General features: G+C 46.7%; 22 protein-coding genes. 12 read left to right on the top strand and 10 right to left on the bottom strand.

The features are described from left to right. Positions 1–48: 48 nt before the first annotated feature. Positions 49–456, top strand: coding sequence for a hypothetical protein (locus tag ZMTM_RS03540; protein WP_225907079.1), 408 nt, complete (start codon positions 49–51; stop codon positions 454–456). Positions 457–531: 75 nt separating this feature from the next. On the opposite strand, the gene mscL is transcribed toward ZMTM_RS03540, so the two are convergent. Next, entirely contained in the window at positions 532–948 is a 417-nt protein-coding gene (mscL, locus tag ZMTM_RS03535) for a large conductance mechanosensitive channel protein MscL (protein ID WP_221764951.1), read from the bottom strand. A gap of 108 nt (positions 949–1,056) precedes the next feature. Here mscL and lnt point away from each other — a divergent pair, with 108 nt between their 5' ends. The 6 genes from lnt to ZMTM_RS03505 all read left to right on the top strand — a co-directional run bounded on the left by lnt (position 1,057) and on the right by ZMTM_RS03505 (position 7,658). After that, the gene (gene lnt, locus ZMTM_RS03530) at positions 1,057–2,544 is read left to right on the top strand and encodes an apolipoprotein N-acyltransferase (protein WP_318840529.1); all 1,488 of its coding nucleotides are present in this window, start codon (positions 1,057–1,059) and stop codon (positions 2,542–2,544) included. 91 nt (positions 2,545–2,635) lie between these two features. Continuing rightward, positions 2,636–3,568 (top strand): glycine--tRNA ligase subunit alpha, encoded by a 933-nt coding sequence (gene glyQ, locus ZMTM_RS03525; protein ID WP_221764949.1) that lies wholly within the window; start codon positions 2,636–2,638, stop codon positions 3,566–3,568. Continuing rightward, the gene (gene glyS / locus ZMTM_RS03520; protein ID WP_221764948.1) at positions 3,565–5,658 is read left to right on the top strand and encodes a glycine--tRNA ligase subunit beta; all 2,094 of its coding nucleotides are present in this window, start codon (positions 3,565–3,567) and stop codon (positions 5,656–5,658) included. Before glyQ ends, glyS begins: the two co-directional genes overlap by 4 nt. Before the next feature lie 23 nt (positions 5,659–5,681). Next, positions 5,682–6,224, top strand: a complete 543-nt coding sequence (gene gmhB / locus ZMTM_RS03515; protein WP_221764947.1) for a D-glycero-beta-D-manno-heptose 1,7-bisphosphate 7-phosphatase — start codon at positions 5,682–5,684, stop codon at positions 6,222–6,224. Positions 6,225–6,234: 10 nt separating this feature from the next. Next, positions 6,235–6,945 carry a lysophospholipid acyltransferase family protein gene (locus ZMTM_RS03510; protein WP_221764946.1) on the top strand — a complete coding sequence of 237 codons (711 nt, stop codon included), beginning with the start codon at positions 6,235–6,237 and terminating at the stop codon, positions 6,943–6,945. Then, entirely contained in the window at positions 6,942–7,658 is a 717-nt protein-coding gene (locus ZMTM_RS03505; RefSeq protein WP_221764945.1) for a M48 family metallopeptidase, read from the top strand. The genes ZMTM_RS03510 and ZMTM_RS03505 overlap by 4 nt, the downstream gene beginning before the upstream one ends. A 13-nt stretch (positions 7,659–7,671) precedes the next feature. Here the strand turns inward: ZMTM_RS03505 and ZMTM_RS03500 are convergent, their stop codons facing one another. The 8 genes from ZMTM_RS03500 to ZMTM_RS03465 all read right to left on the bottom strand — a co-directional run bounded on the left by ZMTM_RS03500 (position 7,672) and on the right by ZMTM_RS03465 (position 16,757). Then, on the bottom strand, positions 7,672–10,134 hold the full coding sequence (locus ZMTM_RS03500; RefSeq protein WP_221764944.1) for a heavy metal translocating P-type ATPase: 2,463 nt from the start codon (positions 10,132–10,134) through the stop codon (positions 7,672–7,674). Positions 10,135–10,160: 26 nt separating this feature from the next. Then, on the bottom strand, positions 10,161–10,955 hold the full coding sequence (locus ZMTM_RS03495; protein WP_225907078.1) for a FixH family protein: 795 nt from the start codon (positions 10,953–10,955) through the stop codon (positions 10,161–10,163). Positions 10,956–11,001: 46 nt separating this feature from the next. Beyond that, positions 11,002–12,432 carry a cytochrome c oxidase accessory protein CcoG gene (gene ccoG / locus ZMTM_RS03490; RefSeq protein ID WP_221764943.1) on the bottom strand — a complete coding sequence of 477 codons (1,431 nt, stop codon included), beginning with the start codon at positions 12,430–12,432 and terminating at the stop codon, positions 11,002–11,004. A gap of 148 nt (positions 12,433–12,580) precedes the next feature. Next, on the bottom strand, positions 12,581–13,519 hold the full coding sequence (locus tag ZMTM_RS03485; RefSeq protein WP_221764942.1) for a c-type cytochrome: 939 nt from the start codon (positions 13,517–13,519) through the stop codon (positions 12,581–12,583). 36 nt (positions 13,520–13,555) lie between these two features. Further along, a complete protein-coding gene (locus ZMTM_RS03480) occupies positions 13,556–13,723 on the bottom strand; it encodes a cbb3-type cytochrome c oxidase subunit 3 (RefSeq protein ID WP_318840528.1) in 168 nt (55 codons plus the stop codon). Positions 13,724–13,755: 32 nt separating this feature from the next. Next, positions 13,756–14,496: a cytochrome-c oxidase, cbb3-type subunit II gene (gene ccoO, locus ZMTM_RS03475; RefSeq protein ID WP_221764941.1), complete on the bottom strand. Its 741-nt coding sequence runs from the start codon at positions 14,494–14,496 to the stop codon at positions 13,756–13,758. A gap of 35 nt (positions 14,497–14,531) precedes the next feature. Then, the gene (ccoN, locus tag ZMTM_RS03470; protein WP_225907077.1) at positions 14,532–16,037 is read right to left on the bottom strand and encodes a cytochrome-c oxidase, cbb3-type subunit I; all 1,506 of its coding nucleotides are present in this window, start codon (positions 16,035–16,037) and stop codon (positions 14,532–14,534) included. A gap of 147 nt (positions 16,038–16,184) precedes the next feature. Continuing rightward, on the bottom strand, positions 16,185–16,757 hold the full coding sequence (locus ZMTM_RS03465) for an SCO family protein (protein ID WP_221764940.1): 573 nt from the start codon (positions 16,755–16,757) through the stop codon (positions 16,185–16,187). Between the two features lie 208 nt (positions 16,758–16,965). Here ZMTM_RS03465 and ZMTM_RS03460 point away from each other — a divergent pair, with 208 nt between their 5' ends. Together ZMTM_RS03460 and ZMTM_RS03455 are read left to right on the top strand one after the other, a co-directional pair. Then, positions 16,966–17,880 carry a branched-chain amino acid transaminase gene (locus tag ZMTM_RS03460; RefSeq protein ID WP_221765557.1) on the top strand — a complete coding sequence of 305 codons (915 nt, stop codon included), beginning with the start codon at positions 16,966–16,968 and terminating at the stop codon, positions 17,878–17,880. Between the two features lie 31 nt (positions 17,881–17,911). Beyond that, on the top strand, positions 17,912–18,115 hold the full coding sequence (locus ZMTM_RS03455; protein ID WP_221765556.1) for a zinc-finger domain-containing protein: 204 nt from the start codon (positions 17,912–17,914) through the stop codon (positions 18,113–18,115). A 46-nt stretch (positions 18,116–18,161) separates the two neighbouring features. Here ZMTM_RS03455 and murI read toward each other — a convergent pair whose 3' ends face one another. Continuing rightward, on the bottom strand, positions 18,162–18,992 hold the full coding sequence (murI, locus tag ZMTM_RS03450) for a glutamate racemase (RefSeq protein WP_221765555.1): 831 nt from the start codon (positions 18,990–18,992) through the stop codon (positions 18,162–18,164). Positions 18,993–19,112: 120 nt separating this feature from the next. Between murI and ZMTM_RS03445 the strand changes: the two genes are divergently transcribed. From ZMTM_RS03445 to ZMTM_RS03435, 3 genes are all read left to right on the top strand, one after another. Next, positions 19,113–19,658: a cob(I)yrinic acid a,c-diamide adenosyltransferase gene (locus ZMTM_RS03445; RefSeq protein WP_221765554.1), complete on the top strand. Its 546-nt coding sequence runs from the start codon at positions 19,113–19,115 to the stop codon at positions 19,656–19,658. Between the two features lie 355 nt (positions 19,659–20,013). Then, on the top strand, positions 20,014–20,208 hold the full coding sequence (locus ZMTM_RS03440; RefSeq protein WP_221764939.1) for a YezD family protein: 195 nt from the start codon (positions 20,014–20,016) through the stop codon (positions 20,206–20,208). Positions 20,209–20,290: 82 nt separating this feature from the next. After that, positions 20,291–21,814, top strand: a complete 1,524-nt coding sequence (locus tag ZMTM_RS03435; protein WP_221764938.1) for an OprO/OprP family phosphate-selective porin — start codon at positions 20,291–20,293, stop codon at positions 21,812–21,814. Positions 21,815–21,827: the final 13 nt, after the last annotated feature.

Below are 21,827 nucleotides of genomic sequence, written 5' to 3'. Positions count from 1 at the left end.
AATTATAGATTTGTTTACATCAACTTATTTGATTGGGGAGTGCAGCTTATGAAACCGTTATTACTAGCCTTATTTATTGCGTTGTCTGGCACTGCGATTGCCGATGCCAGCGAACCTTCTTCTAGCAGCAAAATCCCCACCGTAGAAAAAGAATTTGTTGATGCCATGACCGCAGGCGTTGAGAAAGCCAAGATTGTTGCGCAATTTGGTGAGCCAGCGAAGAAAGATGATATTGAAGATGCTGGCAAAGTGGTTGCCTCAATTTGGCAATATCACAACATCAACACAACACCAGAAGGCAAAACCTACGAAACCACGGAGCTTGATTTTATAGATGACAAAGTTGTGATGGTGGTCTTCATGAACCATGATGGTACTGACCAGCCAACGTCTAAATCTGTGCCGATTGAGCCACAAGCCGAACCAGCATTGCCAGCATTCACCCCACAAATCTAACAGGGTGTTTAGCTAAAAATAAAAAAGGCGGATTAACCGCCTTTTTTATTTGGTCAAACTAATGAGCATGAGCAGTTATTTTTTTAGTGAATCACGAATCTCACGCAACAAGAGCACATCTTCCGGAGTTGCTGGTGCTGGGCCTGCATCAATTTTCAATCGCTGAATGGTGCGAATCAACATGAATACCGCGAAAGCAACAATCGTGAAACTCACTAATGAATTCACGAACAGGCCGTAATTCAAGGTAACAGCGCCAGCAGCCTTGGCAGCGGCGACTGAAGCATAAGGGCCTGCAACGGTTGCGCTTTCTTTCAGCACAATAAACAGGTTACTAAAATCCACATTACCTAGCACCATACCGATTGGAGGCATGATGATGTCATCCACTAATGACTTCACAATCGTGCCGAATGAGGCACCGATGATAATACCCACAGCCATATCCACTACATTGCCGCGCATGGCAAACGCTTTAAATTCTTTAAACATAACTCCTCCAAAATTAATCGAACATCAATCTGAAACACAGCAAGCTTATCGCAATCGCTATAATGCGCAAAGACTGTTGGCCTATTTATACTGGCTATGGAGATATTTTTGCAACTACCTTTTTTAAAATCAAACAATAGCGCGCTGTCCCTGAGCTGCTTTATCGCGCTGTTACTAGGTTGTATCTCAATTGCTGGCTACGCGCCGTTTTACCTTTTTCCTATTACGCCATTGGCGCTCGCTGGCCTTTTTTACTTAATTAACAAAACCAGCTCACCCAAACAAGCGGCCTTAGTCACCTATAGCTTTAGCCTCGGATTCTTTTGCACGGGTGTCTCCTGGATTTACGTAAGCCTGCATGACTTTGGTGGCATGCCATTCTGGATGGCTGGTTTTGCCACCTTCACTTTTTGTGCTTTTCTCGCCTTATTTCCCACAATAGGTGGTTGGCTCAGTAAGAAAACGAAGCATGTGCTGATCGCCGCCCCTATATTCTGGATATTGGCTGAATGGGTTCGTAGCTGGATATTTACTGGTTTCCCTTGGCTTAATGTAGGCTACTCACAAGTGCCCCACAGCCCCTTGGCTGGCTTTGCGCCTATCGTTGGTGCTTACGGCTTATCGCTGGTTACGGCTCTATCTGCCAGCCTCTTATTAATACTACTTAATAAAAACACCCGCAAAAAAGCCGCGCTGGCATTGCTCGTATTATGGGTGAGCGGTGGTTTGCTCAAATTAGTGCCGTGGACTCAACCCAGCGGCGAGCCCATCAGCGTGGCCCTGCTGCAAGGCAACATCGCGCAAGACATCAAATGGGATGCTGCTCAAGTTCAGCGTACGCTAGACCAGTATTATTCACTAGCCACACAATCTAGTGCAAAACTGATCGTGATGCCTGAAACTGCTCTCCCCATGCTCATCAACGAAGTACCGCCCAACTATCTTGAGTTACTAAAGACCCATGCTCAGAATAATCAGGGTGACATGCTCATCGGTGCTGTTGAGTATGAAAACGAGCAGTATTACAACAGCATGCTGAGTTATGGTTCAGAGCAAACGCAAAGTTACCGCAAGTTTCACCTAGTGCCTTTTGGCGAGTTCATTCCCTTAAAACAGGTTTTTGGCTGGATATACCGTGACTGGCTGAATATTCCGCTCACCGATTTATCGCGCGGAGACAGTCACCCGCAGCCAATGAATATCGCTGGGCAAAAAATCGCCGTGGATATTTGCTACGAAGATGTATTTGGCGAAGAAATCATCCATCAGCTACCAGCAGCCACATTACTAGTGAATGCCAGCAATGACGCCTGGTATGGCCAATCGCTGGCCTCTTACCAGCATTTGCAGATGTCACAAATGCGCGCAATGGAGACTGGCCGCATGATGTTGCGGGCCACGAATACAGGTGCAACAGCTATTATTAACCGCGATGGCAGCATTGTTGCAACCCTACCCCATTTCACCACCGGCACACTGCAAGGCCAAGCCCAAGGCTATATCGGCACCACGCCTTATGTGCGATTCGGCAACTGGCCGACTTTAATCGTTTTATTCCTGTCGGTTGCCCTTTTGTGGGGTCGTAAAAAGAAGTAAAATCAAGCCCTTTGTACATTCCAACGCAATCGCTTGCAATACAAAAATCAAGGCAAGCAGATAAGCTGAATAGTAGGTTTACCGAGGTAGCATGCTGACATTTCAACAAATCATTCTCACCCTGCAACAATATTGGGATAAACAAGGCTGCACGCTGCTTCAACCATACGACATGGAAGTCGGTGCCGGCACTTCACATACAGCCACATTCCTGCGCGCCATCGGCCCAGAACCCTGGAAAGCTGCCTACGTGCAACCTAGCCGCCGTCCAAAGGATGGTCGCTATGGTGAAAACCCCAATCGCTTGCAGCATTACTATCAATTTCAGGTTGTATTGAAACCAGCGCCAGCCAATATTCTCGAGCTATATCTGGGTTCTCTGGAAGCCTTGGGCTTTGACCTTAAGCAGAACGATATCCGCTTTGTGGAAGACGACTGGGAAAACCCAACACTAGGCGCTTGGGGTCTGGGCTGGGAAGTCTGGCTAAACGGTATGGAAGTCACCCAATTTACCTACTTCCAGCAAGTTGGCGGCATTGATTGCAAGCCAATCACAGGCGAAATCACCTATGGTCTGGAACGTCTGGCCATGTATCTGCAAGGTGTGGATAACGTCTATGACCTCACCTACTCATCGCATAAAAATAGCGTGGTGAAATACGGCGATGTCTTCCTGCAAAATGAAAAAGAACAATCGGCCTATAATTTCGAGCATAGCGATGTTGAATTCCTGCTCGGCGCTTTTGGCAGCCATGAGAAAGAAGCCCTGTACCTGATGGAACAGAAATTGGCACTACCCGCTTATGAACAAGTATTGAAAGCAGCCCACACCTTCAACCTGCTGGATGCTCGCGGCGCAATTTCGGTTACCGAGCGAGCCGCTTACATAGGCCGCATCCGCAACATGGCAAGGTCAGTAGCTGCCAGCTATTTGGACAGCCGCGCCCGACTTGGCTTCCCCATGGCACCTAAAGCCTGGGCAGATGAAGTATTGGCACAGATTGAAAAGAAGGCCGCAGTATGAGTACCAAGAACCTATTAGTCGAATTATTCGTAGAAGAACTACCTCCGAAAGCATTGAGGAAACTGGGTGAAGCCTTTTCTTCCGTACTATTTGAAACACTTAAATCCCAAGGCCTGACTGCGGATGACTCTAAAGTCACCGCCTATGCCTCACCGCGCCGCTTGGCTGCACATATTACGCAAGTGCCTGCACAGGCTGCTGATAAAGCGCTCTCGCAAAAGCTAATGCCAGTAACAGTAGGTTTTGATGCTGCTGGCAATGCCACCCCCGCCCTTCTGAAAAGGCTTGCGGCATTGGGCACTGACGAATCTGCGCTCCCCAAGCTGAAACGTGAAAACGATGGCAAGGCCGAATCATTGTTTCTGGATATCGTGCAAACCGGCGCGCAACTGTCTGAAGGCCTGCAAAAAGCACTAGATGAAACATTAGCAAAACTACCTATCCCCAAAGTCATGACCTATCAACTCGCTGATGGCTGGAGCAACGTCAATTTCGTGCGCCCCGCACATGGCTTGGTAGCGCTGCATGGTAGCGATGTAGTCGCAATCAATATACTCGGCCTACAGGCAGGCAATACGACTCACGGCCACCGCTTTGAAGCTAAAGTAGAAACCATAACGCTGAAAGATGCCGACAGCTACAGCGAGCAACTCAAGACCGAAGGCGCAGTGATTGCCAGTTTTGACGAGCGCCGCGACGAAATTGTGCGCCAACTGAATGCAGCAGCCGCAAAAGAAAACCTGAAACCGATTGACGATGAGGCCCTGCTGGACGAAGTAACCGCCCTAGTAGAACGCCCGAATGTATTACTCGGACAGTTTGAAGCCGTATATCTGGAAGTACCACAGGAATGTCTGATTCTGACCATGAAGGCTAACCAGAAATACTTTCCGTTGCTGGATACCAACAACAAGCTCACCAATAAATTCTTAATCGTTTCCAATATCAGCCCAGCGGATCCAAGTGCTGTCATTGGCGGTAATGAACGTGTGGTACGACCACGCTTAGCGGATGCTAAATTCTTCTTTGACCAAGATAGGAAAAAGACGCTGGAATCACGTGTGGCTGGACTTGATAAAGTGGTTTATCACAACAAATTAGGTACTCAAGGTGAAAGAACTGAGCGAGTACGTACCATTGCAAAAGCTATCGGACAGAAACTTGGTGGAGACCTCTTAGCTGGTAAAGCTGACAAAGCCGCTCAATTAGCAAAAGTTGATTTGTTAACCGATATGGTAGGTGAATTTCCAGAACTGCAAGGCATTATGGGCCGCTACTACGCCCAATATGAGAATATATCTGACGATATTGCTTATGCTATTGAAGACCACTATAAGCCACGATTTTCAGGCGATGAATTGCCAAGAAATGAAGTTGGGATTTGTGTTGCCTTAGCTGACAAATTGGAAACTCTCATAGGAATGTTTGGAATTGGGAATACTCCAACAGGAGATAAAGATCCGTTTGCACTAAGACGACATGCTTTAGGTGTAATCCGCATCTTAGTTGAAAAGAACTTACCTCTAGATATAATTTCATTAATAGTCGAAGCAGTAGTAATTGCTGAGCTACCAAGCCCTAGTGAATTAGGGGTGTTTATTTATGACAGATTAGCTATCTCTTTCAGAGAAAAAGGTTATACCGCACAAGAGGTTGATGCCGTGCTGACACTAAAACCACCATACCTAGGCGATATTCCGAAACGACTAGACGCTGTAAGAGCATTTGCTGAACTGCCGGAGGCAAGCTCTTTAGCATCAGCAAATAAACGCGTAAGCAATATACTGAAAAAAGCAGAAATTTTAATTGAGGTTAATATTAGTAACTCTCTATTAAAAGAAGCCGCTGAAATTAGGTTGAATCAAGCATTAGTTAGCGTAAAACTAAAAGCTGATGCAGCGTTTGAAGAAGGGGATTACGCCGCCTCATTACAATCATTAGCTACATTAAAAGATCCTGTAGATTCTTTCTTTGACGATGTAATGGTGAACTCAGATGACCCCGCCATCAAAGCTAATCGTCTTGCTTTACTCAAGCAGTTACACGAAGCCATGAACCGCGTTGCCGACCTATCCAAGTTGGCAAGCTAGCAGTTGGAACATCTAGGAAACCCATGAAACTCGTTATCCTCGACCGTGATGGTGTGATCAACAAAGATAGCAGCCAGTTCATCAAGACGCCTGATGAATGGATTCCTATTCCAGGCAGCTTGGAAGCGATTGCATTGCTGAACCAACATGGGTACCGCATAGCACTGGCGACCAATCAATCGGGCATTGGTCGAGGTCTGTTTGACATGGCTGCGCTCAACAGTATCCACGACAAGATGTATCGTGCATTGGTGCAAGTCGGCGGGCGTATTGATGCGTTGTTCTATTGCCCGCATGCGGCTGAGGCTAAATGCGAATGCCGCAAGCCTAAATCTGGCATGGTGGATGAAATCGCACGGCGTTTTGGTGTTGATATCAAAGGCGTACCGAGCGTGGGCGATTCGCTGCGTGATCTTCAAGCAAGCGTAGCGCGAGGTGCACAGCCGATATTGGTGCTGACTGGCAAAGGCGAAACTACACTTGCGGCTGGTGGTTTGCCAGATAACACTTGGGTCTGTGCTAACTTGGCAGAAGCTGCGCAACGGATCATTGCGGAAGAGGACTAAGCACCTGAATATGCTGTGGCTACGGTCTTTTTTATTTACGCTAGGCATGTGGATAGTCACACCCATCTTTGCCTGTATTGCCATCCTGACTTTCCCGCTTCCCCCGATCACGCGCTACCGTATCATTAGTGGATGGGCGCTCTCTATGCTTTGGTGGCTGCGAGTTACCTGCGGCATTCGCTACCGCGTCATTGGTCGAGAAAATATCCCCACAGAACCCAGCATCATCTTATGCAAGCATCAGTCCGCTTGGGAAACACTGGCGCTACAACAGATATTTCCACCACAAGTTTGGGTGCTTAAGCGCGAGCTGCTCTGGCTGCCTTTCTTTGGCTGGGGTTTAGCAATGACTTCACCCATTGCGATTCAGCGCAGCGCTGGGCGTGAAGCATTGAAACAGATGGTGTCACAAGGTAAAGACCGCCTAAAAAAAGGCTTCTTTGTGGTGATATTCCCTGAAGGCACGCGTGTATCCCCCGGTGAAAAAGGCAAATATCATATCGGCGGCGCTTGGCTTGCTACCCATACCCAAACACAAGTAACGCCCGTTGCGCACAATGCAGGCGAATTCTGGGGCAAGAATGCGTTTGTCAAAAAACCAGGCTTGATTACATTGAGTATAGGCAAGCCAATCGCGACAACAGGCTTAAAACCTGATGCACTCAATCAGCAAGTAGAGTCATGGATTGAGCAAGAAATGCTGAGACTTCCCCAACTATGACCACCAATGCCATTTTGCTAGAAGATGGCAGCACGATTGCCTACACCTTAAAGCGCACTAGCAGACGCCGTAGCATAGGCCTGCGAATCAGCAGTGACGGCCTGATTGTCTCAGCACCACCACGCATCACCCTGCACGAGCTAAATGCTTTGCTGCAATCCAAAACGCCGTGGATACAGCAAAAACTTGCTGAGCAAGAAGCTAAAACCCTGCCAGAGATTGCTTGGGAAAACGGCCAAAAATTATTATTGCTTGGCAACCCGATATCGCTATATCTTGCCGCCGATGCTAAAAATCGGGCCATTGAGTTTGATGGTGCAACATTGGATGTGCGCTTACGTACTCCCGATGATAGTGATGTCATCAGGCGGAAAGTGGTGCAATGGTATAAGCAGCAAGCCTTGGCTGACTTTACGCGGCGCACTGCTCTGTTAGCCCAGAAACTGGGAGTAGAAATGCCACCCGTCATGCTCTCCAGCGCCCGTAGCCGTTGGGGTAGCTGCAATTCACGTGGTGAGATACGCCTGAATTGGCGCCTGATACAGGCACATCCATTGATCATTCATTATGTAGTTGCGCACGAACTGGCGCATCTGAAAGAAATGAACCACAGCCCAAGATTTTGGGCGATTGTGGAAAAACTCTGCCCTGATTATAAAAAAATAACGGCTGATCTTAAGCTTGTTTCCAACCAGCTACATGCAATGGCGTAAGCAACATAAAGCCTTAAGCCGTTTCAACATTCACCAGCCGCAAGGCATTCAGCACCACAATCAAAGAACTTACCGACATGCCAATCGCCGCCATCCATGGCGATAAGTAGCCTGCCGCGGCAAATGGTAGTGCCACCAAGTTATAGGTGATTGCCCAGATAAAGTTCTGCCGAATAATGCGCATGGCAAAACGGCTGGTGACCACGGCATGCTCGATCTCGTGTAAGTTCTCTGTGAGCAACACCACATCGGCCGCAGCCTGTGCCATCTGGGTGCCACTGCCCATCGCAATAGAGACTTGCGCACCAGCCAGCACAGGGGCATCGTTAATGCCATCGCCTACCATCGCAACGATCTCACCATTAGCTTGCAAGGTTTGCAGCGCGAGCAGTTTTTGTTCAGGCGACATGCCAGCCTGCCATTGGTTTATCTTGAGCGTAGCAGCATGGTGGGCAACAGCTTCAGTGGCATCGCCACTCAGCATGGTGACGTTTAAGGCCTTATCCTTTAAGCCTTTAACCAGATCAGCGGCTTGTGGCCTGAGCGTATCTGCGATGACAAAAGCCGCCAATACTTGTTCTTGATCGCTAAGCCAGATGACCGTTGCCCCTGGTGGATACGTCATCACATCAAGCTGATGCACTGCTGTAAGTTGCGAATGCAATCTTACATTGCCGATGGCATAGCGTTTGCCATCTATGGTACCAAGCAGGCCTTGCCCTGCGATGTTGGATCTATCAGTCACAGTCACAAGTCGCTGATTTTTCTCGGCTTGTGAGAAATGGTCTAGAAAGCTATGAGCAATTGGGTGCTCTGATGCCTGCTCAAGACTCGCCGCGATTTCCAGGCAATGTTCTTGGCTAGCATCGCCAAAAGTAATGGTCTGTACCAACACTGGCCGCCCTATCGTCAGCGTGCCTGTTTTATCAAAAACAAAATGGGTGACTTTAGCTAGGGTTTCAAGCGCATGACCGCGAGTCAGCAAAACGCCATGTTTAATCAAGTGCGAGCCTGCCGCTGCAAAAGCGGCGGGTGCGGCAAGCGACAATGCGCAGGGGCAACTCACCACCAGCACAGTAAGGACGATCTCAACAATTCGGCTTGGGTCTAAGTGCCACCAAACAAGGGCGACTATGGCTACGACCACCAACAAAGCATAAGTAAAATAGGCGGCTACTTTTTCGGCGGTTTGTGCCATTAATGGCTTTTGCGATTGGGCGCGGTCTAATAGGCGGGATATGCCAGCCAGCATCGTGTTTTCACCGATACCCGTGACTTTTATCACGAGTGGATTCTGGTAATTGATACTTCCTGTATAAACAATACTGCCTGGGAATTTAGCCAATGGACGGCTTTCGCCTGTGAGCAGTGATTCATCCGCACTGCTTTCACCTTCTGCAACGATGCCATCTGCTGCAATGGTTTCACCCGGTCTGGCAAGTATCAAATCACCGATTTTAAGGTCAACAACGGGCACGATATTCTGCAAGTCACCTTCTATACGAGTTGCCATTGCCGGGGCTAAACGCAGCAGGTTTTCGGCAGCTTCTATCGATTTTTCACGAGCGTTACGCTCAAGATAACGCGTGGCGAGTAGAAAGAAAATCAGCATGGTCAGCGTATCAAAATAGACGGAACCATGACCTTGCAGTGTTGCCCAGATACTGCCCAGAAACCCTGTAAACAAGCCTAATGTAATCGGCACATCCATACCAAGACGGCCACTAGTCAGTCCTTGCCATGCTGATTTGTAGAAAGGCCAAGCCGCATAGGTCATAGCAGGGATGCTTAGTACCAAACTAAACCAACGCAATATGGCGGCAGTAGCGGGTTCCAAGCCTTGCGCCTTACCTGCATACAATGCAACCGCAATCATCATGACCTGACCTGCCGTTAGCCCAGCGACAGCTAAACGCCTGAAATCCGCTTTGCGCTGCTTTTGCCGCAATGCATCTTGCTGCTGCGCACTGAATGGATGTGCGTGATAGCCCAGTTTACGAATCTCGGCCAGAATCTGGCTCAGCTTGATCTCACGCTCATCCCACGTAATACGGGCACGTTGCGAGGCGTAGTTGAAAGTAACCTCGCGCACCCCTTTGAGTTGTTTCAAATGCCGTTCGTTGAGCCAAATGCAGGCCGCGCAGGTAATACCCTCAAGTATCAGGGCGGCTTCTTTGATATCTCGGTTTTGTTCAGCGCTGTTAAGCACAAAACTTTTTTGCACTTCTGGATGGTCGTACAAAGCCAGTTGGCGTAGCTCGTCAGGCACGAGTTCTTCGGCTGTTTTCGGAAGTTCGGTGCGGTAGTTGTAGTAATCCTGCAAACCATTGGCGACGATAGACTCTGCAACTGCCTCACAGCCATGGCAGCACATTGCGCGCTGCTGGTTGAAGATACTTACCTTGAAACTTACACCTGCAGGAATGGGCAAACCGCAGTGATAACATTGGGTGTTACTTGTAGCTTCGATGACCATGCTTTTGCTGACCTTTGGGTTTCAGCCTAATGATCATCTACATACAGTGACTGCCGTTTGACGAAGTCATCTTCACCCTTATGGATATAAAGCTCGGTGATCCAACGGCCCTCCGCAACCAATTCCAGGTTGACTTGATATACACCAGGCTCAGCCTCTTTCAGTACCAGCTTCTGGTCATCAAAGCTGTTGGCCATGCGCCAGAACGCCAAAGTAACTTCTGCATTTTGCACAGGTTGCTTCTTGGCATCCAATACATGCACAAATACGGTATGCGGAACTTTGCTTTTAAGCTTGTCGATTCCAGTCAAGCTGACTTGCCAGCCAAGCTGCTTCTGTTGCTCCATTTGGTCAAGGTGCGGCGCATAAAGCTGATTGCGGTCATGTGGAATCACACCAGGAAAGGCTGTGTGGACTTGCTCGTTATCAGGATTGGGCAAAAACATGGTAGTAAACCAGTTCGGTAGGCCACGGGTAGAAATTGACAGGAACGTGATATTGAGCAGGACCAGTGTAATAAAGAAACCAATAATCAGTCTGGGCCCCCAATGCATGGTTTGCTGCTTGCGCTGCATTCCGCCAAAGACAATCAGCAGCCCTGCATTTGCCAGATACAAGGCAAAGTGAATCGCCATGACATCACCACCAGCCCAGTGCTGGTCTGCGTAATATAGATAGGCCAAGAACGGCAACAAGCCACTTAAGATGCCCGCCCAGAAATTAGATAATCCAAGTGCGCGCGTTGTAAAGAATATAAACGCTGCAGCAAGTAATCCGCCGAACAGCGTTTCACTCATGGCGATTTGAGGGAGGAGCAACATATCAAGCTACTTTCTGTGAGGCGACACTATTGAGGCTAAGCGTTAGCTACTTTGGACTACTAAAATTAGTCTCGATCTTAATGGGTTCAGCACCTTGCGTTGCAGGCGTAATAATGAGATCAAACTCCTGGGTTTTTCTGGCAGCTTCAGGGCTTAAATTGATTTTAAGATTGAGCGTGAGATCTTTGGCGGCGCGGACTTTAATCGCTGGCAGGTTACCGAGATCAATGGCGGAATCAGGAATGCCCTCTGCACTAAGCGTGTATGTTTCTGCATGCTCGGTCTTGTTAACAATATGAATCTGATAACGGTTTCTGATATTGCCATCGGATAAAACGGTGTATAGAGGTTGGCGCACTTGCTGCACAGTGATTTCAGTTTGCGCACGTGTACCAATGTTGTAAAACAACAAGCCAGACATCAATAGTAAGGCGGCGGCGTAGCCCAACACTTTAAGCCGCATCCACTCCAGCTTTGGTTTTTTAGGGATAGGATTATTCAGGTTAGATTCTGAATCGTAGCGAATCAACCCACGTGGGTAACCCACAGAGTCCATAATATTGTTGCAAGCATCAATACATAAACCGCAAGAGATACACTGATATTGCAAACCATCGCGGATATCAATGCCTGTTGGACAAACCTGCACGCAAAAACCACAATCAATACAATCGCCATGCCCTTGCGCTTGCCGTTCTTCGTGGGTGCGTAAACCCACGATTGGGATAGTACGGCCTTTTTCACCCTCACCGCGGCGTGTGTCATAGCTTACTGCCAAGGTATCAGATTCGTACATCACCCCTTGAAAGCGCGCATAAGGGCAAGCCAGTGTGCAAATATGCTCACGCAGCAAACCAGCTGCGGCATAAGTCGTGATTGTGAGGGCTAGTACGGTGATATAGCCTGCATCTGCGGCATGGCCAGTAAAGAGGTCTCTAACAAATTGTGGGGCATGCGTGAAGTAGGCGGCAAAAGTAACGGCCGTCCAGAAAGAAATGGCAATCATCAGAAAGTGCGAGCCACCGACTTTGATGATTTTTTCCAAGTTCCATGGCTGTTTTTTCAGGCGAAGTCGTGCATTACGTTCGCCCTGAATGGTTTGCTCAATCAGAATGAATAAGTCTGTCCATAAGGTCTGGAAGCAGAAAAACCCACACCAAGCGCGACCTATCAGCCCTGTTGTAAAAAACAGTAAGGCGGCAGCAATGAACAAGAGCATGGCAAGCCAGAATATATCTTGCGGGTAAACAATCAGGTCAAAGATAAAAAACCGACGCGTAGCCAAATCAAACATGACTGCCTGATTATCACCACTGAACCTTGCCCAAGGCAGCCAAGGTAAAGAGAAATAAATGCTATACGCCAGCACCATCACGGCTGTTTTGAAATTACGAAATTTACCCTTAACTGATCGCGTCACCACAATCGGTATGGTTTTGTGTAGCAGTGTAGATTGCTTGGCTGAACCTGCTTGCATGGTTTGGCTAGTACGCTGACCCTGAGAATTTGATGTGTGTAAGTAAGACTAGTAGCAAAGCGAATCGTTGCTTGGCATTAATTGTTTAGCAGTTCCAGAAAGGATAAAGGCCCACTTTGAGCGAGCCTTTATCCGAAAGCAGCTTGATTTAGTTACCGCCGCCTAAACCGTCATGTACATATACGGTGAGTAACTTGATTTGTTCTGGGCTCAAACGTTGATTCCAGTTTGGCATCACACCTTTGGCAAGGCCGCCATAAATGACACCTTTTACATCGTTCAATTTAGCAGTCGCTTCTGTTTCACCTGGTACGTTGACCCATAACCAGATTTTATCTGTCAGGTTAGCAGAGCCCATGAGTTCTTTACCTTTACCTTCGGCACCATGGCAATAGTAGCAAGCGGCTGTTTCACTATGGAACAATACGTCACCTGCTTTTGCGGCGGCTTCGTCATGAGGCTCACCAGACATCAACAGTACATAGTTTGCAAGTTGGGTGATCTGCTCATCATTCAAGACTTCTTTGAATGGTGGCATGTAACCACGGCGGCCGCCTGTGATCGTAGTGTTGATCTGTTCATATTTGCCACCGTACTGCCAGTAATCATCAGTCAGATTAGGCGCGAACCCAATCTTGCCACCACCACCAGATTGATGGCACGCAGCACAATTGTCTGAGAACAGTGTTTTACCTGCGGAGTTTACGAACTGCATCAACTCAGCATCTTTAGACACGTCTGCATAGGATGTAGAAGCTACTTTATCAAAATACTGCTTCTGGAAAGCTTCTTGCTCGTTCATTTCATGCATTAGTTTGGAACGCATGTTCCAGTGGGTCGTTTTTTCAACCTCTTTGCCATCAACAGTTTTAGCTGTGTAAGTAATCGTGTTCAGGCCAGGAATACCCGTTGTGAAGTGTTTACCGATAGGCCATGCTGGATAAAGCATCCAGTAGATAATAGTAAATGCAAAGGTGATGTAAAAACCCCATATCCACCAAGTTGGTAGTGGGTTATTCAACTCCTGCAAATCACCATCCCAGGTGTGGCCTGTGGTCGTGGGGGTAAATTTCTTTTTGTCGCTCATTTTCTTCCTAACACGTGTTCTGATGTTTAGAACAGATTACTTATCATCGTCCAATGGGATATTTTTGTAGTCTTCAAGCTCTTGCCCACGCGATTTGCTTCCGTATAGATAAATCAATACGCCACAAAACATAGTAAAGAAAATCACCAACGAAACAGGCTTAGTGTTTTCAAACTTGGTAAACCACATTAAAAAGTCCATCATTTGATTCTCGACTCAGCTTTTAAATTGGCTAATTAGCGGAATTTCACAAAGTAGTCGTCATCATACTTCTTGAAATCTACCATGGTACCGAGCACTTGCAGGTAAGCGATCACTGCGTCCAACTCACTAACATTGCCTGCATTACTATCGTAATTACCAAGCTGCGCCTGTGTAACCAGATTTTTCTCTGCGTCAGCTATCACTAAAGTCTTGGCAACATCTTCACCAAACTCTTTTACGTTCTGCTCATACTCAGCTTTGCTTTCTGAATAAGGCACGCCCGTTGTACGCAGGGCTTTCATACGCAAAGTGATATCAGAGTAATCAAGATTATTTTTACCCAGCCAAGGGTAATTAGGCATGATGGATTGCGGCACTAATGAGCGAGGCGCAGTTAAATGCTGTGCATGCCACTCATTAGAATACTTGCCGCCTACACGCGCCAAATCTGGGCCTGTACGTTTTGAACCCCATTGAAACGGGTGATCATATTTAGACTCTGCAGCAAGTGAATAATGGCCATAGCGCAAAGCCTCATCACGGAAAGGACGGATCATTTGTGAGTGGCACAAGTAGCAGCCTTCACGCACATAGATATCGCGACCACGTAATTCCAACGGGCTGTAAGGGCGCACGCCTTCTACTTTTTCTACCGTTTCCTTGATAAAAAACAAGGGTACGATTTCAACCAGACCACCAGCACTGATCGCCAACATGGTCAGAATCAACAACAGACCCAGGTTGCGTTCAATATTATCGTGCTTCAATTTCATGTTAAGACTCCAGTATCCTTAATCTTTTTCAGGCATTAATGCGCTGATGCGGTAGCGTACTGCTGTGCATGCACTTCGGTGCTGCCTGCACGCATAGTTCTAAACATGTTGTAGCACATCACTAACATGCCTGCGAGGAACGATGCACCACCGATGGCACGCATCACATAATATGGGTGCGCACGGGCAACAGCTTCAACAAATGAATATTGCAAATTGCCAAAGTCATCAAAAGCACGCCACATGAGGCCTTGCATGATGCCTGAGATCCACATGGCAACGATGTAGAGCAAGATGCCGACTGTAGCCAACCAGAAATGCACATTGATCAGTTTTTGGCTATGCATAGGCGTATTCCACAAACGTGGTACCAAGTGGTACAAGCTGCCGAACGTAATCATGGCTACCCAACCTAGAGCGCCAGAGTGCACGTGACCGATAGTCCAGTCTGTGTAGTGTGAAAGCGCATTAACATCTTTTAGTGACATCATCGGGCCTTCAAACGTGGACATGCCGTAGAAAGACAGTGCAACAATCAGGAAACGCATGATAGGGTCAGTGCGCAATTTGTCCCAAGCACCAGACAAAGTCAGAATGCCGTTGATCATGCCACCCCATGAAGGTAGCAATAACATGATAGAGAATGTTGCAGCCAGGGTACCAGTCCAGTCAGGAATAGCAGTCCAGTGCAAGTGGTGAGCGCCAGCCCACATATATAGGAAAATAATCGCCCAGAAGTGCAGAACAGATAAGCGATATGAGTAAACAGGTTTGCCCGCTTGTTTAGGCACAAAGTAATACATCATGCCCAAGAATGCGGCGGTCAAGAAGAAACCAACAGCATTGTGGCCATACCACCACTGTGTCATGGCATCTTGTGCGCCCGAGAACAGGCTGTAAGACTTCATTGAGAACAGGCTGATAGGTATCGCTAGGTTATTAAATGTATGCAGTAAAGCTGTTGCTAGGATAAAGGCTAGGTAGAACCAGTTAGCAACGTAGATATGCGGTTGTTTACGCTTCATCAGGGTAGCAACGAATACAATCAGATATGTCACCCAAACCACTTCAATCAGAATATCGATCGGCCATTCCATTTCGGCATATTCACGACCTTGGCTGTAACCAAACATATTGCCGAGTGCCGCACAGACGATGACTGCTTGCCAGCCCCAGAACGTGAAGCTTGCCATGCCATCACTGAACAAGCGTGCCTGACAGGTACGCTGAACGACATAGTAAGAAGTAGCGAACAATGCACTACCACCAAAACCAAAAATCACTGAACCAGTATGTACAGGGCGCAAACGACCAAAAGTGATGTAGGGAATATCAAAATTCAGAAACGGGAATGCCAATTCAGAAGCAATATAAACACCAACAAACATGCCAATTGCACCCCAAACCAGGGTCATGATGGTGAATTTACGAATAATCTCGTAATTGTATTGCTCGCTGACTGCGCTACTAGAAACCGTAGCGCTTGAATCTTTAGCATTTAAATCGATGGTGCTGGGATTTGCGACGCTCGCCGTGGACATTACTATGTCTCCTAAACCAAAAACAATATCGGGAAAGTATGGATTATATTCTGTATCACCATGTCAGGACAATCAAAACCCTTACATCTATTAGCTTAAACATCGAAAAATAATAGCGTGAATTCACGCGTGCTTACTTGATCTACATCAAAGCAAGCTTTGTAAATCATGTGCGATATGCGCTGATTTTTCGCCAAACTGGATATATATCCTCACATTGCCATTTTTATCAAGCACATACGAACCCGCACTGTGATCAACCGTATAGTTTTTTTTGTCATCAGCTTTAGCGTAATAAGCCTTGAAGCTTTTTACTACTGCATCCAGTTGCTTGTCATCGCCCCGTAAACCAATAAATGTGGGGTTGAATGACGGCACATACTGTGCGAGCACTTCCTCCGTATCGCGTGCGGGATCAACCGTGACAAATAACACCTGCACTTGCTCGGCAGACGACCCCATCAATTTCAATGCATTAGCTAAATCTAGCAAGGTAGTTGGGCAAACATCTGGGCAGTGGGTATAACCGAAGTTTATGACCACTACTTTGCCTGCAAAGTTTTCTATTTTCTGTGGTTTTCCTTGGTGATCTATCAGGTTAAATGCTGGCTTGATTGCCGCAGCAGTAATATCAGTCCCGTAGAGCGCTGTATCGTCAGGGTTACGACTGCAAGCGACGCAAACTAAACAGATCAAACCGAGATATAAATAACGCCTCATGGCAACTCGCCTAATATTCACTAATAAAGATTTAAAATCGTAGCATGGAGCGACTGATGAAGATGAAATGAATCAGTGCCCTATCGCTAATTAAGTAGTTTTTACTATTTTAGCTGTTCAAATCTAATTCGCCTGTTCAAATATAGCCGCTTGCGTTTACAATTAAGGCTTTGCCTGATGGAGAAACAAGATGGCAATTGCCACCACAATGGCTGATCGCGATGGGGTTATCTGGTACGACGGTAAGATGGTCCCTTGGCGCGAAGCTACCACACATGTACTGACCCACACCCTGCATTACGGCATGGGCGTATTTGAGGGTGTGCGCGCTTACAAGACTGATAAAGGCACTGCGATCTTCCGCTTGCAAGAGCATACAGATCGCTTGTTCCGTTCAGCACACATTCTCGGTATGAAAATGCCTTTTGATAGGGCTACTGTCGCTGCTGCTCAAAAAGCGGCTGTGCGTGAAAACAACCTGGAATCAGCCTACATTCGCCCCATGGCTTTTTACGGTGCTGAAGCGATGGGGATTTCTGCGAAAACCTTATCGACGCACTTGATTGTTGGCGCTTGGAAATGGGGCGCTTACATGGGTGAAGATGCCCTTAAACACGGCATTCGCGTTAAGACATCGTCTTTCTCACGCCACCATGTCAATGTGACCATGTGTAAAGCCAAGGCTAACGGTAATTACATGAACTCCATTCTGGCGCATCAGGAAGCTGCTATTGATGGCTATGATGAAGCCTTGTTGTTGGATGTTGATGGTTTTGTTGCTGAAGGCTCAGGCGAGAATATATTCATCGTACGTAATGGCAAGCTCATCACCCCTGACCTTACTAGCGCACTGGAAGGTATTACTCGCGACACCATCGTACAACTGGCAGGTGAAATTGGTTTGCAAGTAGTTGAAAAACGCATCACGCGTGATGAAGTCTATTCGGCTGATGAGGCGTTCTTTACTGGTACCGCAGCTGAAGTCACCCCTATTCGCGAGTTGGATAATCGCAGCATCGGTGAAGGTAAGCGCGGACCAATCACAGAGCAATTGCAAACCATGTACTTTGATGCTGTGACTGGTAAATCAGCCAAGCATGCACACTGGTTGAGTCTGGTTTAAATAGGTAAATGTTGAACACGCAGGGGTAATGATGACGAATGAAACAGCAAAACAAACAGCCGTAATCGAAGTCAGCGCAAAAGATTTACCCCTGCATTGTCCAACTAACGAAGTGGCACTGTGGTGCTCACATCCGCGAGTTTTTCTGGATATGGCTGCCACAGGCAAAGCATCATGCCCTTATTGCGGAACGAAATATGCGTTAAAAGCGGGTGAAGTCATTTCGCATCATTGAAATAGATGTATCAATAAAAAAGGCGCATATGCGCCTTTTTTATTGCCTAAACATCAGCAATTAATTGCCATGTGCTTTGGGGCTGCTGCCAAAGCCTAGCGATGACTTGCTTGGCGTCTGGCGATTGACTGTTAGACCAAAAAGTTAAACTAGACTCATTAGATGAGGTGAGCAAGCCCTCTTCAGCCAAGCGTTTTTTTAATTGGCGCGCTACCGCCTCCCCTGTATCAATTAATGCAGCTTTGCCAGCGACAATTGATTCAATCTGCGTTTTAACAAATGGGTAATGGGTACAGCCGAGCACAATCACATCTGAATTAGCATCCAACAACGGCTGCAAGTAATTTCGAAGCAATGTGATGGTAGATGGAGCGTCAATCTCGCCACGCTCTATCGCCTCGACTAGGCCGTGACAAGCCTGTGTAACCACTTGTACGTGATGCCCGTAGTGTTCAAGTAAAGCAGCAAACTGTGCACTCTTAAGGGTTCCGCTGGTTGCCAGTACGCCTATGACACCAGTCTTTGTAATCGCCACTGCCGGCTTTACTGCCGGCTCCATACCGATAATCGGCAATTGATAATGCTGGCGTAAAGTAGCCACGGCGGCGGCAGTAGCAGTATTACAAGCAACCACGATGGCTTTCGCCCCTTCTGAAATCAAGAAATCAGTCAGGTAGCGAGCACGTTCAATAATGAATTCAGGAGATTGATTGCCATACGGCGCATAGTGCGAATCTGCGTAATAGGTCACGCTCTCGTCAGGCAACGCTTTGCGTATATGTTTGAGTACCGAAATGCCACCCACCCCTGAATCAAAAACACCAATAGGCGCGTTGTGATTGGTAGCAATTACTGTTGAAAAGTTTTCTTCTTGAATCACGATATGGGTTAAAGGCTTGTATTGATTTTATGAAAAACAGTTTAGCGTAAGTCGCCATCCATCACCATGAGCAAGGCTATCTAGTACGTTACAATATTGGATTAAACGGAGATGATGATGGGCAATCGATTAAGTAAAATTTATACTCGCACAGGTGACGACGGCACTACTGGTTTGGGTGATGGCACTCGTACGAATAAAGACAGTCTAAGAGTTGAAGCTATGGGCGATGTGGACGAACTCAATGCAGTCATCGGCATATTATTAACAGAGCCTGTTGGCGAGATTATTCAAAAAACCCTGACCCAAGTGCAACATGACCTTTTTGATATTGGTGGCGAGGTCTGCATACCAGGTTATATAAAACTCAAAGCAAGCCGCATTGATGCGCTTGAAAACACATTAGATACGCTCAATGACGAGCTAACTCCTCTTAAAGAATTCATATTGCCTGGTGGTACGCGCGGTGCTGCTTATTGTCACTTGGCACGCACTGTTTGCCGCCGTGCGGAAAGGCAACTGATTCGTTTGCAGAGGGAAGAAGAAGTTAGCCCAATTGCCTTGCAATACCTCAATCGCTTATCGGATTTACTCTTTGTGATTTGCAGAAGTATCAACCAACATGCGCAAGTCCCCGATGTGCTTTGGAAAAACGAAGCCTGAATATAGGCATTTCAAATGCATAATCCAACCAAGCAAATTAATGATGTTCTTGGATAGCATTAACCACCAACGATGAATTTTCACCTAGTGTGTTGCAAAAATGCTACACACTAGGTATCAACTTTCTTTCTCTTAGAAACCTACTTTTTACTACAACTCATCTCTGAAATGGCGCTATATAGCGCCATTTTTCGTCATAGCCTAATCATCAAACATCATAATTCTTTATTGTTATATACATATTTATAAATATTATTTTTAATTATTAATAAGCATTGCTAATCTTCGTCGTGTTTGAAATTTAACAATTGTCTGATTGCACAAAAACAGCGTACGTAGATAGAGAGATTGCACCATGCCGAATGAACAACAAGCCATAGTGAGCAGTGAAGTAGTTGAGGAAATATTGCGCGCCATCACACAGCTGCGCTTTGGTTCAATCGAAATCACAGTACATGAAGGTCGCGTTACACAAATTGAAAAGCGCGAAAAAGTACGCTTTCAGCAAGACAACTCACGTAATAAAAGCAACGTATCAAGCCTACTGTAAAAGCAGCGGCCAAATTCTAGAGTTAAAAAAATCAATGCGCTGACTGGACTACCAGATGCATCAATACTTTAAGGGGTTCAAGATGCAATTCAAATTAAAAACCATCACTTTTGCACTTATCGCAGGCGGCGTTTTACTTAATACAAATGTAGCACTCGCGGATGATGCTTCAGATTTACAAGCACTGAAGGAAACCATTCATGAGCTTGACCAAAAAATCAAGATACTCGAACGTAAAAACGAGCTCGCAGATGAGAAAGCCGTCGAAGATAAAAAAACTACACCTGTCATCAAAACAGGTTCTGAAGGTTTTGGCTTTCAGTCAGGTGATGGCAAAAATGCTATCTACTTAAATGGTCGCGTCCAAGCTGATTACCATGCCTACGGTAAATCAGATGCGCAAAATGCCGACTCTTTCGATTTACGTCGCGCCTACTTGACCATTCAAGGCAAGGTTAATGGCGACTATGACTTTAAAGTCACAGGTGATTTTGCTCAGCAGAATAATTTCACTCCCTCTGTCACCACAAGTTCCACCAAAACCATTTTGGATGAGGCCTATTTTGGCATCAACTGGTGGAAAGAGGCCAAATTTAGATTTGGTCAATTCAATATGCCTTTTGGTCTGGAAAACTACACTAGCGACCTCTTTAACGATTTCAGTGAGCGCGCTGTGACTGAAGCATTAACTCCGAGCAAGGAGCGCGGGGCCATGGTTCATGGGGTACCGATTGAAGGTACTTACTACGGCTTAGCGCTATCTACTGGCCGCGGCAAAAATGCCGACAATCTCGACACACAAGTAGATGGGCCAGAAGTCATTGGCCGTGGCATTATCAACCTTGCGAAATTTGCCAAACTTGATGACACCGTTATCCACCTTGGCGGCAGTTTCTCGCATGGCTACATATCTGGTAACCAGTCCACTAACAACAATACACTGACAACTAACAGCTTCTTGGTTGGACAAGGCAATGCCTCATCTAAGACTGAAGGAAATGGAATTACCTTTTTTACACCAACTGGGCTTGGCATCGGAGCGGGTAATGACATTGAAAGAACTCGCTTAGGTGCTGAAGCAGCCATAGCATATGGTCCAGTTAAGCTCCAATCTGAGTATGTCACGCATAACTACAGTGGTGTTTCAACCACAACTGGTTTTGTTGGTCCATTCGACAAAGATATCGATGCTTGGTATGTATCTGCCAATTGGTTGGTCACTGGTGAAAGTTATGCAAGTAGCTACCTTCCTGATGGCACATGGGGTCGAATCAAGCCAAGACAGAACTTTGGCCTGACTGGCACTGGTATAGGCGCAATTGTGCTGGGGCTGAGATATTCAGAATATGATGCGAGCGACTTCGCAACTGGAGTAGGTGCTCCAGCAAAGAATGCTGCACCTTATGCATCAAACCAACCAACCGGATCACATGCATGGACTGGCGCGGCAACTTGGATACTGAATCCTAATACTCGACTATTACTCAACTATATTGACACCAGATTTGAGGGTGGCTCTATTTTAGTGAAGAACGATCAAGGTACCGGGGTTGGCTTAACGAACGGCGAAAAAGCCCTTACTCTGCGCGGCCAATTCGATTTCTAGGCAGCACAATTTA

The organism is Methyloradius palustris, assembly GCF_019703875.1.
GTDB classification, from domain to species: Bacteria; Pseudomonadota; Gammaproteobacteria; order Burkholderiales; family Methylophilaceae; genus Methyloradius; species Methyloradius palustris.
Note: the sequence above shows the minus strand (reverse complement) of the source record. Positions and strands in the feature narration are given on the sequence as shown.